Origin of the sequence: Lysinibacillus sp. NPDC059133 (assembly GCF_042755925.1) — a bacterium.
Taxonomy (GTDB): domain Bacteria; phylum Bacillota; class Bacilli; order Bacillales_A; family Planococcaceae; genus Lysinibacillus.
This window is the reverse complement of the sequence record NZ_JBHZDH010000014.1, coordinates 13,148-28,881: the sequence shown is the minus strand read 5'-3', so window position 1 is coordinate 28,881 and position 15,734 is coordinate 13,148. Positions and strand designations below refer to the sequence as shown.

Here is a 15,734-nt window from a genome sequence, read left to right as displayed (position 1 = left end):
TCAAAACAAAAATTTGTTCTTGATTAAAAGGTAGATTGGTATAAAAGCGCATAAAGGGGAAGGTGACGTTTGTGGAAAACGTCCTTCTGTGCAATCAAGTACATATTTTAGTGAAGAGCCATAAATGCTTTAGTTATCTATATCTAGAAAGTGCTTTTGTAGCGAAAGCGAAACGTTCGAAAGGGGTGTTCGTATGCAAGGTGTTCAAATTAAGCATGAGGATTTAGGTTTAAAAAATGAAGATGTACTTGCAATATTCGAAACGATGTTAATGGCGAGAAGACTAGATGAACGTATGTGGTTATTAAACCGTTCTGGTAAAATTCCATTTGTTATTTCATGCCAGGGGCAGGAGGCAGCACAAGTAGGGGCAGCCTTTGCTCTTGATAATAATAGAGATTATATTGCACCTTACTATCGTGATATGGGTGTTGTTTTACATTTTGGTATGACACCAAGAGAATTGATGTTATCAGCATTTGCAAAAGCAGAGGATCCAACTTCGGGTGGGCGTCAAATGCCAGGTCATTTTGGACATAAGAAACATCGTATTCTAACAGGTTCTTCACCGGTTACTACACAGGTTCCACATGCGGTGGGAGTAGCTCTAGCAGGTCGTCTACAAAAAGAAGATTTTCTTACTTTTGTTACGCTTGGTGAAGGCTCTTCTAACCAGGGTGATTTTCATGAAGGTGCGAATTTCGCAGGAGTGCATAAGCTGCCAGTTATTATAATGGTAGAAAATAATCAATATGCAATTTCTGTACCAGTTGAACGTCAATTAGGCTGTGCGAAAGTATCAGATCGCGGTATTGGCTATGGTATGCCAGGTGTTACAGTTGATGGAAAATGTCCGTTGCAAGTCTATAAGGTTGTGAAAGAAGCGGCTGATCGTGCTCGTAGAGGTGAAGGTCCAAGTTTAATAGAGACAGTGACTTATCGCTTAACGGCTCATTCTTCGGATGATGATGATCGTCAATATCGCACTGCCGAGGATATAGCAGAAGGAAAGGCGAAGGATCCCGTTCTGTTATTTGAAAAGTATCTAATAGATGCTGGAGTTATGACAGAACAACTACGTGCTGAAATAGAAGAGCGTGTCATGGCCGAAGTAAATGATGCAACAGATTATGCAGAAGCTGCTCCGTATGCAGCACCAGAGCATGCTTTGAAATATGTATATGCACCAGTGGACGGAGGTGACGTGTAATGGCAGTGATGTCTTATATTGATGCGATTACATTAGCGATGAAGGAAGAGATGGAACGTGATGAGCGTGTTTTCATTTTAGGAGAGGACGTTGGTCGTAAGGGCGGGGTTTTCAAAGCGACAGCAGGTCTTTACGAGCAATTTGGTGAACATCGGGTACTTGACACGCCTCTTGCAGAAAGTGCTATTGCAGGTGTTGGTATTGGTGCTGCGATGTATGGAATGCGTCCAATTGCCGAGATGCAATTCGCTGACTTCATCATGCCTGCCGTTAACCAAATCGTTTCTGAGGCAGCAAAAATCCGCTATCGTTCAAATAATGACTGGTCTTGCCCGATGGTTATACGTGCACCATTTGGTGGGGGTATTCACGGAGCGCTCTACCATTCGCAGTCTGTTGAGGCGCTTTTTGCAGGAACACCAGGGTTGAAAATTGTTATACCTTCAACACCATACGATGCAAAAGGCTTATTAAAAGCAGCAATCCGCGATGAAGATCCCGTGCTGTTTTTTGAGCATAAGCGTGCATATCGTCTTATTAAAGGGGAGGTCCCAGTAGACGATTACACATTGCCGATTGGTAAGGCAGATGTTAAGCGGGAAGGAGAAGATGTTACTGTTATTACGTATGGTTTAGCTGTCCATTTTGCATTACAAGCTGCAGAGCGTCTAGCAGCAGATGGTATTTCAGCGCATATTCTTGACCTACGCACGGTATATCCACTTGATAAAGAAGCAATCATTGAGGCGGCAAGTAAAACAGGTAAAGTTTTACTAGTTACTGAGGATAATAAAGAAGGTAGCATTATGAGTGAGGTTGCAGCAATCATTGCAGAGCATTGTTTATTTGAACTTGATGCACCAATTCAACGCCTTGCAGGACCTGATGTTCCGGCTATGCCGTATGCACCGACAATGGAAAAATATTTTATGATCAACCCTGATAAAGTAGAGCGTGCGATGCGAGAACTTGCCGCATTCTAATTTAAAAGGATCTATTTCTGATATCCACTCATGTGGTAAATAGAAGCTTTTAAAAGTTAAAATAAATGTGATTGTTTATCTATGCGTCATAGCCTAAAGCTTATAAATGTCACAGGTATTTTAAGGCTCTTCATCAAAAGTTCGGAATGACATTTTTTAAAACGTTATGTCATGTATATAAGTTGATTGGAGTGAAGGCTGGGCGACTCCTTAGGGATTACCGGCTCATCGGACGCCCTCAGGAAAGCGCCCAGTCGCAACGGAAATCAACCCGCACTTTATGATGATGAGTATATTATAAATATGATAGTAATTTGATAGATGCAATTACACCTAGGCATAATTGATGGGGGGAATAGATGATGGCTATTCAAAATATTACAATGCCACAGCTCGGCGAAAGTGTAACAGAAGGTACAATTGAAAAATGGCTTGTCAAGCCAGGTGATACAGTAAAAAAATATGATCCACTAGCAGAAGTTGTAACAGATAAAGTAAATGCAGAAATCCCGTCTTCTTTTGAAGGAGTCATAGCAGAGCTACTTGCAGAGGAAGGGCAAACGTTACCGGTTGGTGCAGTCGTTTGTTCTGTTGAAATAGCAGGTGACAGTGAGTTACCTCCTCCGCCTCCACCGAAAAAATCAGCGGTAAGTACGGCAATTTTAAATGCAGGTGTACAAAAGAAACAGGAAACACAGCAGCCAACTACTGCTATTAAAGCATCACAAAAAACAGTTCGCCAGGATAAAGTACGTTATTCACCAGCTGTTCTTCGACTTGCACAAGAGTATGAAATTGCCCTTGATCAAATCACAGGTACTGGTGAAGGTGGACGTATTACAAGAAAAGACCTAATGAAACTGATTGAAACAGGGAATGTGCCAAGTCCTTTAGTGGAAACTTCACCTGTAGTCGATGCAAACGTACCACAATCAGCACCAGTTACAGCACCTGCATCACAGGTGAATACTAAAGCCGCCACACCTACACAACCAATGCAAGCAGGCGATATTGAAATTCCAGTAACGAAGGTGCGCCGTGCTATCGCTAATAATATGGTACGAAGCGTTCATGAAGTGCCACATGCATGGATGATGATGGAAGTGGATGTTACAGATTTAGTCGCATATCGTGATAGTATGAAAACAGAATTTAAGCAAAAAGAAGGATTTAATATTACGTATTTTGCTTTCTTTGTAAAAGCTGTTGCTCAAGCTCTAAAGGAATTCCCGATGATGAACTCCATGTGGGCAGAGGATAAAATTATACAAAAGCATGACATCAATATTTCCATTGCAGTCGCAACAGAGGATGCATTATTCGTTCCTGTTATAAAACACGCTGATGAAAAATCGATTAAAGGCATTGCGAAGGAAATTAATGAGCTTGCAGTGAAAGTTCGTGCCGGAAAACTGTCGATGGATGATATTCAAGGTGGTACATTTACGGTCAATAATACGGGTGCATTCGGCTCTGTTCAGTCGATGGGCATCATTAATTACCCGCAAGCGGCGATCCTTCAAGTGGAAAGTATTGTAAAAAAACCGGTTATTCTACCTGGTGGAATGTTCGCTGCACGAGATATTGTGAATTTATGTTTATCTTTAGATCATCGTGTTCTTGATGGACTTGTCTGTGGTAAATTCCTCAATAGAGTGAAAGAAATACTCGAAAATACAAATAAATCTTCAACGTCAGTCTACTGATGACTTGTCGGAAGCCTGTTATATAACGGTTTCCGATTTTTTTTTGCTTTCCGAGTCGCAATTTGTCATGTAGAATAACAAATAGAAACTACTAAGGGGGGAAGCTGATTAAGCGTCCGCATGTCAAACAACATGAAAAATATTGAATTTGAAATGCCGTCCTATTCAGAATGGCAAGATGCAGCAATCAAGGCTTTAAAAGGGAAACCATTCGAGTCTCTTTTAACGAAAACGAGTGAAGGTATTACATTAGAACCTCTTTACACCCAAGAAAGTTTAGTAGCAAAACTTGGTGAAGAACTTGATAAACAAGTTGCTACAATCCGTTCCCTACAAAATAACGAAGCATTTCGAGTGGCACAGCAAATATATGCTGAAACAAGCGAGGCATTTTTCGCACAGCTTGATGATAGCTTAGCTCGAGGCAATGAAGTAGTAACAATTGATAGCCATGTGAATTTTGAATGGACTGAAGAAGTAGTGGCACAATTAGCGACTTATTTCTCTGAATATTCGTTTAAAATGTCGGTTGAAAATTCAAAGGACCCATTATTAGCAGTATTCGACAAAATAGCAGTTGATCAGCGAGAAGCTGTAAAAGGTTTCATCGTATCGAAATATCCTATCTCCATCTCTTTAAATGATTTCCCGAGCGTGCGCTCAATCGGTGCGGACACAACGGTTTATCATAATGAAGGAGCAAACGCAGTACAAGAGTTAGCATATGCACTTGCATTAGCCGCAAAATACGCAAATCAAGAAGAAAGCTTTGAAGCGTTCGCGAAGAAATTTTATGTATCATTTGCAGTGGATACACAGTTCTTTACAGAGATTGCCAAACTCCGTGCTTTTAAAGTACTTTGGAAAGCGTTCTCATCCGCTTATGGAGTAACTAATGGCGTAAAAGTTCCAACTATTGCCGAAACATCGTTAAGAAGCTTCTCGAAGCTGGATGTTTATGTAAACTTATTACGTTCTGCGAATGAAGCTCTTTCTGGTTTAATTGGTGGTGCGGATGTCTTTACAGTTCACCCTCATGATGCATTAACGAAACCAACAGATCAATCGGTTCGTATTGCACGAAATGTATCTTTAATCTTAAAAGAAGAAACAAATGTTTTAAAAGTGATAGACCCAGCTGGTGGCTCTTACTTTATTGAGTCATTAACAGCAGATTTTGTGAAAGAAGCTTGGGCATTATTTTTAGAAATTGAAGCAGCTGGAGGCATCGACGCTTACACTGTATCTGGAAAGCTTATGGAGGAACTAGAAAAATCCTATCAAGCTCGTATCAAAGCGGTACAAACGCGTAAGCAATCATTAATCGGTACAAATATTTATGCCAATCCAGCAGATGTGCTTGAAAGCGCAACAAACCCAGCGTTTGCAGAAATTAAGCGCATTGCTAAACCTTTTGAACAATTACGTGCGGAAATGACAGCAGCAAATGTGAAAACAGGAATCTTAGCATTAGGTACACTAAAAAATTCAAAACCACGTGCTGATTTCGTATCAGGTTTCTTAAATACTGTAGGTCTAGTACCAGAAAAAAGTGAACCAATTGCTACAGCTGAAGAAGCATTAGCTTGGTTAAATGCTACAGAAGCAACATACGTGGTCATTGCAGGTAATGATGACGATACAAAAGAATTGGTACCAGCCATTTTAGCTGGCAAACCAGCAAACGTAATTGTTGACGTTGCAGGTAAATTTAAAGACGAAGAAGAAGCTTGGTTAGCAAATGGCTTAAACGGCTTTATTTTCGCAGGACAGAACATCATCGAAAAATTAAATTCAGTGTTCGCTAGCATGAAGGAGGTCCAACGATGAGCAAGCCAAATTTTAGTGCAGTTGAAATCGAAAAAGTTTTAGCATCAAAAGCACCTCAAGCGTCAGAAGAAAAATTCATGACAAATGAAGGTATTGAAATAAAAGATGTATACACAAAAGAAGATATTAAAGAGGCTAAACATTTAAATGATGTGGCTGGTATTGCGCCAAATACGCGCGGTCCATACCCTACTATGTATGTAGCTCGACCTTGGACTGTTCGCCAATATGCTGGTTTCTCAACAGCTGAAGAATCAAATGCATTCTACAAACGTAATCTAGCAATGGGTCAAAAAGGACTTTCTGTTGCCTTTGACTTAGCAACTCACCGTGGCTATGACTCAGACCATCCTCGTGTAACAGGGGATGTTGGTAAAGCTGGAGTAGCGATTGACTCTGTAGAAGATATGAAAATCTTATTTGATCAAATTCCTTTGGATCAAATGTCAGTTTCTATGACAATGAATGGTGCTGTATTGCCAGTTCTTGCGTTCTATATCGTTGCTGCTGAAGAGCAGGGCGTTACACCAGACCAATTAGCGGGTACGATTCAGAACGATATTTTAAAAGAATACATGGTTCGTAACACATATATTTATCCACCGGCAATGTCAATGAAAATTATTGCAGATATTTTTGAATATACAGCGAAATATATGCCGAAATTTAACTCTATTTCGATTTCTGGTTACCATATTCAAGAAGCTGGAGCAACAAATGATATCGAGCTTGCTTATACATTAGCAGATGGTCTTGAATATGTTCGTACGGGGCTAAAAGCTGGAATCGATATTGATGCCTTTGCACCGCGTTTATCATTCTTCTGGGCAATCGGTATGAACTATTACATGGAAGTTGCAAAAATGCGTGCTGCACGCCGAATTTGGGCACAAATGATGTCAACGTTTAATCCGAAAAATCCTAAGACATTAGCACTTCGTACACATTCACAAACATCTGGTTGGTCATTAACAGAGCAAGATCCATTTAACAATGTGACACGTACATTAATCGAAGCGAATGCGTCTTCAATGGGGCATACACAATCTCTGCATACAAATGCACTTGATGAAGCGATTGCGCTACCAACAGATTTCTCTGCACGTATTGCACGTAATACACAGCTGTTCCTACAAGAAGAAACGGCAATGACAAAAGTAATTGATCCATGGGGCGGTTCGTACTATGTGGAAAAATTAACAGATGAGATTACGAAATCTGCATGGGCATTAATTGAAGAAATCGAAGAGCTTGGCGGTATGGCGAAAGCGATTGAAACAGGTCTTCCAAAAATGAAAGTCGAGGAAGCTGCGGCAAAACGTCAAGCGAAAATCGACTCTAAAACAGAAACGATCGTTGGTGTAAACAAATATCGTTTAGATAAAGAAGAACCTATCGACATTCTAGATATTGATAATACATTAGTTCGTCAAAAGCAAATTGAACGTTTAGAAGCCATGAAGGCGGCGCGTGATGAAGCAGAAGTACAAAAGCATCTAGCTCGATTAACGAAAGCGGCGCAAGATGGTGAAGAAAACTTATTAGCAATAGCAGTTGATGCAGCGCGTGCTCGTGCTTCTTTAGGTGAAATTTCTGATGCAATCGAAGTTGTTTCAGGTCGCCATAAGGCAGTAATTCGTTCAATCTCTGGCGTTTACTCTGCAAACTTCTCAGATGAAGAGCAAATTGCTGAAATGAAACAAATGACAGAGGAATTTCTTGAAAATGAAGGTCGTCGCCCACGTATTTTAGTAGCGAAAATGGGACAAGATGGACATGACCGTGGTGCGAAGGTTGTGGCAACAGGATATGCTGACTTAGGCTTTGATGTAGATATTTCACCATTATTTATGACACCTGCTGAAGCAGCTCAAATGGCTGTGGAAAACGATGTTCATGTCATTGGTGTATCTTCATTAGCTGCTGGTCATAAAACACTAGTGCCTGAATTAGTAGCAGAGCTAGAAAAACTGGGCCGCGAAGATATCATTATTATTGTTGGAGGCGTGATTCCAGCACAAGATTATGACTTCCTTTATGAAGCTGGCGCAGTAGCGATATTTGGACCTGGTACAGTTATTCCTGTATCGGCACAAAAGATTATTGAGGAGATCTACAAACGTTTAGGCTATGAGGAAGTGTCTGAATAATGGACAAAAACAAAGGAATGCCTGAAAGTGCGCTATTTGTTATGGACGGAGTAGAGGCAACTCACGACGGAATGCAATATGGTACACCGAAAAAATTCCGAAAGAAAAAAGCGGGCAATTTAAACATACAGGAGCTTGCACGAGAAGTACGTGCAAGCTCTCGTACACACTTGTCAAAAGCTATTACACTCATTGAAAGTTCAAATGCAACACATAAAGTACAAGCACAAGAACTCCTACAAGAGCTTCTACCACATACAGGAAACAGTGTCCGTATTGGAATAACAGGCGTTCCTGGTGCGGGAAAGAGTTCGTTCATTGAGGCTTTCGGAACGATGCTTTGTGAGATGGGGAAAAAAGTGGCAGTCCTTGCGATTGATCCAAGCTCTTCTTTATCGGGAGGAAGTATTTTAGGCGATAAAACTCGAATGGAGGAGCTCGTGAGAAAGCCTAATGCATTCGTTCGTCCCTCTCCATCAGCTGGTACCCTAGGGGGTGTTCATAAAAAGACACGTGAAACGATGCTTGTTTGTGAAGCGGCTGGCTATGATGTCATTTTAATAGAAACAGTTGGTGTTGGACAAAGTGAAACGTATGTCCGTGGTATGGTTGATTTCTTCTTGCTGTTAGTTTTAACAGGTGCCGGAGACGAGCTACAAGGCATGAAGAAGGGCATTATGGAGCTAGCGGATGCCATCGTTGTGCATAAGGCTGATGGTGATAATGTTCGTCTGGCTAAAAAGACGGTATCCGAGTACAAGCAAATTTTACATTTCTTACAGCCTGCAACTCCAGGTTGGATGTCCACAGCAATGCCGGTAAGCTCGTGGGAAAAACGTGGTTTCGACAAAGTCTGGAATACAATAGGGGAGTTCAGACAAATCGTTGAGGCCAATAATTACTGGTCAATCAGACGTCAAAATCAGACAAGAGATTGGTTCCAATCGATGATTACCGACCAGTTAATCGATATGTTTTATGGTAATCCAGAACGTAAAGCACAGGTGCAACTTTTAGAACGTCAAATTTTAAATGGACAGTTGACAGTTACACAAGGTGTAGATCGTTTATTTAGCGATGAACCATCGCAGAAATAATATCATCTAATATGTGAGCAAGTAGGTGCACAAATTCGTCACTAACTGCTATGATAGGAGATGTATGAGCGTCGAATATCTAAAGCTAGTAAGCTTACCTTCTTTCAGCTGAAAGAAGGTAAAGCCTTCGGACGCAATTATGCCGAAGCATAATTGATGATGATGACGCGAACTTGAAAGGAGCTATCGCTATATGAATATGGATTACGATTTATTTATGCAAGAAATTTTAAAAACAGCACGTGCAGAAATTGAGGCTGCTGGTTATGAGCAGCTTCGCACACCAGAAGCTGTTGAAGAGGCGTTTGCTCGTCCAGGTACAACATTAGTCATGGTAAACTCAGTATGCGGCTGTGCAGGAGGTATCGCACGTCCATCAGCGGCACAATGCGTACATTACGATAAACGTCCAGACCATCTTGTAACGGTGTTTGCTGGTCAAGACAAAGAAGCAACTGCAGCTGCTCGCTATCTCTTCGGTGAAGATCATTTACCATCTTCCCCATCATTTGTGTTATTAAAAGATGGACAAGTAGTAGCAGAAGTTGGACGCTATGAAATTGAAGGTCATGACCCAATGTCAGTAGTAACAAACCTACAAGCAAACTTTGAGGAATACTGCGACGAACTTTAATTTATTCAATTAAAGAAAAGCTATTCATTTAGCAGAAAACTCCGCAGGCTATAAAATGTCTGCGGAGTCTTACTACTAAAAAATTCTCCAAATTAGCATCGCTTTCTCCACTGATTTCAGTAGAATTGCATTTAGAATTTTCGTAATATTGGCTAAACGATTAGCTTATAGTTTTCTTTGAATTGAATAAAATAAGTAGAGTACTAAAAGATAGGAGGCAGTCGACTTGAAGAAGTTTTCAATCGGCTATCGTACATTAAAAACGGCATTTGGCGCAGCAATCGCTATTGCCATTGCCCAATACTTTCAATTAGCTTCTTATGCATCTGCTGGTATTCTAACAATATTATGTGTCCAGCCAACGAAGAAAAAATCTCTTCATGCTGCTTATACACGATTTGTCGCAAGTATTATCGCAATGTTTTATGCATTTTTGAGCTTTGAGCTATTTTCCTATCATCCGCTTACATTAGCAGGTATGCTGATCATTTTTATACCAACAATTGTGTCATTAAAGGTAGCAGATGGCTTTGTCTCTAGTGCCGTTATTATCATGCATATTTATGCTGCTAAAAGCTTTTCATTGGCACTTGTTTATAATGAATTCGCATTAATGGCAATTGGTTATGGTACGGGAATAGCTATAAATATGTATATGCCAGACATTCAAAAGGAATTAAATTACTACCGAGTTAAAATTGAGGAACTTTACAGTAAGATATTTTTAGAAATTGCCAACTATTTAAGAGAAGGCGATACTTTGTGGGATGGGCAGGAAATTATTGAAGCGATTAAAGCATTAAATAGTGCAAAATCCCTAGCGTTTAAAGATGTTGAAAATCATTTTACGAGACGAGAAAATGACTACTACGTGTATTTTGATATGCGTGAACAGCAGCTAGAAATTATTGATAGGGTTTTGCCAAAAATAACGGCGCTTCCTGTTATAGTACAAGAGGCTGTGATCGTTGCTGACTTTTTACAAGACCTCGGTGAACATGTTCATTCAGGAAATACGGCTAGTCATTTTAGAGAGAAATTAGAGCAGGTAAAGATAGATTTCGCCCAGTTACCTTTACCGAAAAATCATGAGCAATTTTTAGCACAAGCGGCACTTTATCAATTTATTGAGGAAATGGATCGATATTTAGAAATTAAGCAGTCTTTTAAGGGGTTAAAGGTAAAGAAAAAGCGCCCGCAGTAATGCGGACGCCTAGCTTTTCATTACACTATCATCGATAAACCAAATGCTAGAGTTGAAATTACCATGATTGCGACCATCGTATAAACTACGATTTTTTGAAATTTTTTATTACTCATATGCTCGTTCGCTCCTTCTTTTCTTATAAATAGTTTATCAAATCTGAAAAATTTCTCAAGTAGTAGAGTTTTGACGAAAAAGTCTGTAAAATAGATTATGTACCATAACAGAAGGAGATGTCACCATGGAGAAAGTAGATCATATTGGGATTGCAGTCCGCGATCTAGATGAACGCATTACATATTATACAGAAACTTTAGGCTTAAAGCTGCTAAAAGTGGAAGAAGTAGAATCTCAACAGGTTCGTGTTGCATTCATAGATGCGGGTAATGTGAAAATTGAGTTATTAGAACCGATGAGTGAAAAAAGTACTATTCACGGATATATCGAAAAACGTGGGGAAGGTATTCACCATGTAGCTTTCGGTGTAACAGGAATTCGTGAGCGTATGGCTGAACTTCGTGAAAAAGGCGTACGTCTTTTATCCGAAGAGCCAGGACCAGGTGCTGGTGGTGCAGAGGTTGCTTTCATGCACCCGAAATCATCTTTCGGTGTGTTATATGAATTATGCGATAAAAGTGGAAAAGGGGATAAGTGATCAGTATGGATATGTTCGACAAAATTAATGACTTGTATGACCGTAAGACAGTAATTGAACTTGGTGGCGGCTATGAGCGCATCGAGAAGCAGCATGATAAAGGCAAATTAACTGCTCGTGAGCGTATTGAATTATTAGTAGACGAAGGTACATTTTTCGAGATCAACCCATTCATTACACACCGTACAGTGGACTTCGGCATGGACAAGATGGAAGGCCCTGGTGATGGCGTAGTTACAGGTTTCGGTAAAATCAACGGACGTCCGGTATACTTATTCTCTCAAGATTTCACAGTATTTGGTGGAGCACTTGGTGAAATGCACGCAAAAAAAATGGCAACAGTAATGGATCTGGCTGCAAAAAATGGTACACCATTTATCGGTATTAATGATTCGGGTGGTGCTCGTATTCAAGAGGGTGTACTTTCACTTGATGGTTATGGTCATATTTTCTATCGTAATGCAATCTACTCTGGGGTAATTCCGCAAATCTCAGTGATCATGGGACCATGTGCTGGTGGGGCGGTATATTCTCCAGCAATTACAGACTTCATTCTAATGGTTGATAAAACATCTCAAATGTTTATTACAGGACCTAAAGTTATCGAAACGGTAACAGGTGAAAAAATCTCTGCTGAAGATTTAGGTGGTTCTAAAGTAAACAACGCTGTAAGTGGTAACGCACACTTCCGCGCACCATCTGAAGAAGCAGCGATTGATCAAATTAAGAAACTATTAAGCTACTTACCACAAAATAATAAAGAAAAAGCTCCGCGTCAGGCACGTCCAGAGGGTGATGACTATCGTCCAGAAATCGTGGATGCTGTACCAATCGAAACAACTCGTCCTTATGATGTGCGTAAAGTAGTCGAGCAAATCGTCGACGAAGGCTCATTTATGGAAGTTCATTCAGAATTTGCGAAAAACGTAGTAGTTGGTTTTGCGCGTATTGCTGGTGAATCAGTTGGTCTTGTATGTAACCAACCTAAAGTATTAGCTGGTGGGTTAGATATTGATTCTTCAGACAAGGCTGCTCGTTTCATTCGTACTTGTGATGCTTACAATATACCAATCATCACATTTGAAGACGTTTCTGGTTTCTTCCCAGGTGTTAAACAAGAGCATGGTGGTATCATCCGTCACGGAGCGAAAATACTTTATGCATACTCAGAAGCAACTGTACCAAAAATTACAGTAATTCTGCGTAAAGCATACGGCGGTGCGTACGTTGCGCTTAACTCTAAATCAATTGGGGCTGATTTAGTATTTGCTTGGCCAAACGCAGAAATTGCTGTTATGGGTGCGGCAGGTGCAGCTAATATTATCTTCGCGCGTGAAATTGCCAAATCAGAAGATCCAGAAGCAACACGTGCAGCGAAAATTGAAGAATATAAAGAAAAATTCGCAAACCCATACGTTGCGGCATCTCGCGGTATGGTAGACGATGTTATCGATCCACGTGATACGCGTATTAAGCTAATTCAAGGGCTAGATATGTTATCAAACAAACACGAAACACGTCCAGAGAAAAAGCACGGAAACATTCCTCTATAAAAATTGTACATGCCTAGTATCCTTTGGGATTACTAGGCTTTTCTTAGTGATTTTTACGAACTTTAGATAATAAAAGATCTATTAAAAATAACAGATAATTGAAACATATCCTGTTTTCATCCGTACATATATGTAAGAGGAGTTGAGATGAATGGAATGGAAACAATTACAAAAAGAGCAAGAAATGATTCATGCACAATTAAGAACTGCTAGTAGGTTAAGTGAACAAAAGGATTTAATTGAAAGGCAAATCGAGCGTGCACAACAGGAAATTTACAAACATTCTAAAGCACTCAATCAAATTCGTTTGAAACTCGATAAGTTAGAAGGTTTTTCTTTTATGAATACGATTCGTACGTGGACAGGGCAACAAGATGAGCTACGTGCAGAAAAAATTGATGAAGCAGCTATTCTTGAATTAAAAATAAATGAAGCAAAGAAGATGGAAGTTGATTTGACAGATGATTTACGGCAAATAAACACTAAACTTGCTCAAATTAACGAACAAGAGTTGCAAGAAATTTTAAAGCAATTAAATGCTAAAAAGAAAGGCTATTTACAAATACATGAGCCTGAACAGGCAAAAAGGCTTGAACAATTAGCGCATGAAGAAATGTTAACGAAACAACTTATTATAGAGATAGAGGAAGCAGAAGAAGCTGGTGAAGCAGCACTTACTAAGCTTGGACAAGCTGCAGAGTCCTTGCATTCTGCAAGTGGTTACTCAGCGTGGGATACGTTTTTTGGTGGGGGTCTCATTGCTACACATTTAAAGCATGATGCACTTGATGAGTCCGAAAATTATCTTCATAATGCTCAAATTGCATTACAGCGCTTCCAAAACGAACTACTGGATGTACAAGATATGTCAACGAAATCGTTAGCAGTTGAAACAGATGGATTTGTAAAATTTGCGGACTATTTCTTTGATGATATATTTTCAGCTTGGTCTGTCCATTCTAAAATATCTACCGCAAGAGAGCAGGTTTCTCGTGTACAAGATGATGTACATAATACGATCTTGCGTCTACAGGATAAACATAATAAGGCAGATGGCTATTTGCAATCTCTACATAAAGAAAAAGAAGCGATCTTTCAAAATGAGATGTAAAGTAACCTGTGAAAAGAATTTCCCTCTTTTCACAGGTTTTTTCTTCGTTGTAGCCTACCCAACCATAATCCATTTTTTCTTAAAGGTAAATTCCTAATCGTTCACAAGTAACGGATGCAATTAAGTTTCTTCTTTCCTAAAATTATAGTAGGGAAAGTAATTTTTTGATGTATGTCTATTGAATAGAAATATGCTGATGACTAAAATGAAAAATAACTACATTTCAATCTTAGCCTTCATTTTGCATTTTCCTAATCTCAACAATATTCTTCCAGATCGCCCTATCAACTTTGGCAAAACTACGTATGCTTGGCGTTGTATTTACTTCAAATAATATAGGTTTTCCTTCAAGATTTATTCCAAAATCAATGCCATATTCTCTACAAGGAAAGTGGGATGCTATTACTTCAGATGCTAAAATTGAATCTTCTTTTAGAGAGTCTATTGTTTGATCTTTCTTTGTATTATCCATCATCAAATAACCTGATAATAATTCTTCAATCGATATTGCTTGAGAACCCCGATTTGAATTGACAATCCCATGATCCTCAGTTGCAAGCCTTCCGTAAATTCCACCAATTATCCATTTTCCCTTTAGATTTTGAACATGAACACGAATGGATATTGAATCCCCATTAGGGGTTAGACTTTTGACCCCCTCCTGTATAATATAAATTCCGCTTAATCTACCGTGTTTCTCATATGGATGTAGAACTTGGTGGAAATCTTCAATTGCTGCCACACATTTACTTATTTCTTCACCTTGCATGGTAAATCCGTTAAAACAATAGTGTCCATCTTTTCTTTTGTAGACTTTATAAATTGCTCTTCCTTGTCCAGCGCTATTATGTTTCACATAAATATACTCATACTTATTTAATAAATAGATTAGGTTTTCTAGACTGTAAAGTGTTGATTCTGGAATGCAGTTAGTTGTTAAAGGATTTTGTTTTAAAAGTAAGAATTGTTCCCATTTTCCAAGTCCGTTTTTCAATAAACTCACCTCATTTAGTTAGATATTTTTATTTCTTTTGTATTAATAGTGTAGTCCTCCCCACTTATGGAGGTTACTGTATTGTATGTAAATAGATATATCTTGCATGGGTGGGTGAGACTTGGTAACGCGACTAATATCTCCTATTTTTCTGTTAGAGTCATAATAAATTTACTACACTAGAAAAGTAGCATTATGATTGTTCTCAATACATCCATTTTATTGATTTCAAAATCATTAGTTTCTAATATATTTGCCCCGCTAATCTTTACTTTTAGTCATATAGACAAAAAAAGAATGTGTGAAATTGCAGAAGCTTATCAGCTGGATTGGATTGAGTTTGTAAGTCCATCTGATCAACCGATTAAATTACAGGTAAAACCTCGTATTTTGATCAAACTTTGTTCAAAATCCGAGGCTTATTTTTATCCCAAAATTGAGGATTGTCAATTTTAATCAATCTTTTTTCAAAAGTTACAGAGGCTGGGCGAATCCTTGGGGGTCAGCAATAGAGGAACGAAGGCTAAAACCATCACATCCTGTGATAACGCCTTCGTACCAACATCGTGTTGGCCCGAGCCCATGGAGTGAGCCAATAGCGTAAAGG

Annotated in this window: 13 protein-coding genes; 11 read left to right on the top strand and 2 right to left on the bottom strand. The window is 39.3% G+C overall.

Annotated elements, in window-relative coordinates:
- Positions 1-193: 193 nt before the first annotated feature.
- From ACFXN8_RS09920 to ACFXN8_RS09885, 8 genes are all read left to right on the top strand, one after another.
- A complete protein-coding gene (locus ACFXN8_RS09920; RefSeq protein WP_376074114.1) occupies positions 194-1,210 on the top strand; it encodes a thiamine pyrophosphate-dependent dehydrogenase E1 component subunit alpha in 1,017 nt (338 codons plus the stop codon).
- A complete protein-coding gene (locus tag ACFXN8_RS09915) occupies positions 1,210-2,193 on the top strand; it encodes an alpha-ketoacid dehydrogenase subunit beta (RefSeq protein ID WP_142507157.1) in 984 nt (327 codons plus the stop codon). The genes ACFXN8_RS09920 and ACFXN8_RS09915 overlap by 1 nt, the downstream gene beginning before the upstream one ends.
- Positions 2,194-2,555: 362 nt before the next feature.
- The gene (locus ACFXN8_RS09910) at positions 2,556-3,899 is read left to right on the top strand and encodes a dihydrolipoamide acetyltransferase family protein (RefSeq protein WP_376074131.1); all 1,344 of its coding nucleotides are present in this window, start codon (positions 2,556-2,558) and stop codon (positions 3,897-3,899) included.
- 132 nt (positions 3,900-4,031) lie between these two features.
- A complete protein-coding gene (locus ACFXN8_RS09905; protein ID WP_483869453.1) occupies positions 4,032-5,729 on the top strand; it encodes a methylmalonyl-CoA mutase family protein in 1,698 nt (565 codons plus the stop codon).
- The gene (scpA, locus tag ACFXN8_RS09900) at positions 5,726-7,879 is read left to right on the top strand and encodes a methylmalonyl-CoA mutase (protein ID WP_376074116.1); all 2,154 of its coding nucleotides are present in this window, start codon (positions 5,726-5,728) and stop codon (positions 7,877-7,879) included. The genes ACFXN8_RS09905 and scpA overlap by 4 nt, the downstream gene beginning before the upstream one ends.
- Positions 7,879-8,976, top strand: a complete 1,098-nt coding sequence (gene meaB / locus ACFXN8_RS09895; protein ID WP_386844743.1) for a methylmalonyl Co-A mutase-associated GTPase MeaB — start codon at positions 7,879-7,881, stop codon at positions 8,974-8,976. The genes scpA and meaB overlap by 1 nt, the downstream gene beginning before the upstream one ends.
- A 193-nt stretch (positions 8,977-9,169) precedes the next feature.
- Positions 9,170-9,610: a BrxA/BrxB family bacilliredoxin gene (locus ACFXN8_RS09890; protein ID WP_079561759.1), complete on the top strand. Its 441-nt coding sequence runs from the start codon at positions 9,170-9,172 to the stop codon at positions 9,608-9,610.
- A 226-nt stretch (positions 9,611-9,836) separates the two neighbouring features.
- Positions 9,837-10,814, top strand: coding sequence for an aromatic acid exporter family protein (locus ACFXN8_RS09885; protein ID WP_376074118.1), 978 nt, complete (start codon positions 9,837-9,839; stop codon positions 10,812-10,814).
- Between the two features lie 20 nt (positions 10,815-10,834).
- On the opposite strand, the gene prli42 is transcribed toward ACFXN8_RS09885, so the two are convergent.
- Positions 10,835-10,930 (bottom strand): stressosome-associated protein Prli42, encoded by a 96-nt coding sequence (gene prli42 / locus ACFXN8_RS09880; RefSeq protein WP_323647026.1) that lies wholly within the window; start codon positions 10,928-10,930, stop codon positions 10,835-10,837.
- Positions 10,931-11,055: 125 nt separating this feature from the next.
- On the opposite strand from prli42, the gene mce reads away from it, so the two are divergent.
- From mce to ACFXN8_RS09865, 3 genes are all read left to right on the top strand, one after another.
- Complete coding sequence (gene mce / locus ACFXN8_RS09875; RefSeq protein ID WP_283868549.1) at positions 11,056-11,469, top strand: methylmalonyl-CoA epimerase; 414 nt, start codon at positions 11,056-11,058, stop codon at positions 11,467-11,469.
- Positions 11,470-11,474: 5 nt separating this feature from the next.
- Positions 11,475-13,022, top strand: coding sequence for an acyl-CoA carboxylase subunit beta (locus tag ACFXN8_RS09870; RefSeq protein ID WP_376074119.1), 1,548 nt, complete (start codon positions 11,475-11,477; stop codon positions 13,020-13,022).
- A 151-nt stretch (positions 13,023-13,173) separates the two neighbouring features.
- Positions 13,174-14,133 (top strand): hypothetical protein, encoded by a 960-nt coding sequence (locus ACFXN8_RS09865; RefSeq protein WP_386844739.1) that lies wholly within the window; start codon positions 13,174-13,176, stop codon positions 14,131-14,133.
- Positions 14,134-14,362: 229 nt separating this feature from the next.
- Here ACFXN8_RS09865 and ACFXN8_RS09860 read toward each other — a convergent pair whose 3' ends face one another.
- Positions 14,363-15,127 carry a YheC/YheD family protein gene (locus tag ACFXN8_RS09860; protein ID WP_386844737.1) on the bottom strand — a complete coding sequence of 255 codons (765 nt, stop codon included), beginning with the start codon at positions 15,125-15,127 and terminating at the stop codon, positions 14,363-14,365.
- Positions 15,128-15,734 lie beyond the last annotated feature (607 nt).

Excerpts from the sequence above, each read along its gene's own strand:
- ACFXN8_RS09890 (WP_079561759.1), top strand. The coding sequence starts at position 9,170 with ATGAATATGGATTACGATTTATTTATGCAAGAAATTTTAAAAACAGCA.
- ACFXN8_RS09910 (WP_376074131.1), top strand. The coding sequence starts at position 2,556 with ATGGCTATTCAAAATATTACAATGCCACAGCTCGGCGAAAGTGTAACA.
- meaB (WP_386844743.1), top strand. The coding sequence starts at position 7,879 with ATGGACAAAAACAAAGGAATGCCTGAAAGTGCGCTATTTGTTATGGAC.
- ACFXN8_RS09915 (WP_142507157.1), top strand. The coding sequence starts at position 1,210 with ATGGCAGTGATGTCTTATATTGATGCGATTACATTAGCGATGAAGGAA.
- scpA (WP_376074116.1), top strand. The coding sequence starts at position 5,726 with ATGAGCAAGCCAAATTTTAGTGCAGTTGAAATCGAAAAAGTTTTAGCA.
- ACFXN8_RS09865 (WP_386844739.1), top strand. The coding sequence starts at position 13,174 with ATGGAATGGAAACAATTACAAAAAGAGCAAGAAATGATTCATGCACAA.
- ACFXN8_RS09905 (WP_483869453.1), top strand. The coding sequence starts at position 4,032 with ATGAAAAATATTGAATTTGAAATGCCGTCCTATTCAGAATGGCAAGAT.
- prli42 (WP_323647026.1), bottom strand. The coding sequence starts at position 10,930 with ATGAGTAATAAAAAATTTCAAAAAATCGTAGTTTATACGATGGTCGCA.
- ACFXN8_RS09920 (WP_376074114.1), top strand. The coding sequence starts at position 194 with ATGCAAGGTGTTCAAATTAAGCATGAGGATTTAGGTTTAAAAAATGAA.
- ACFXN8_RS09870 (WP_376074119.1), top strand. The coding sequence starts at position 11,475 with ATGGATATGTTCGACAAAATTAATGACTTGTATGACCGTAAGACAGTA.
- mce (WP_283868549.1), top strand. The coding sequence starts at position 11,056 with ATGGAGAAAGTAGATCATATTGGGATTGCAGTCCGCGATCTAGATGAA.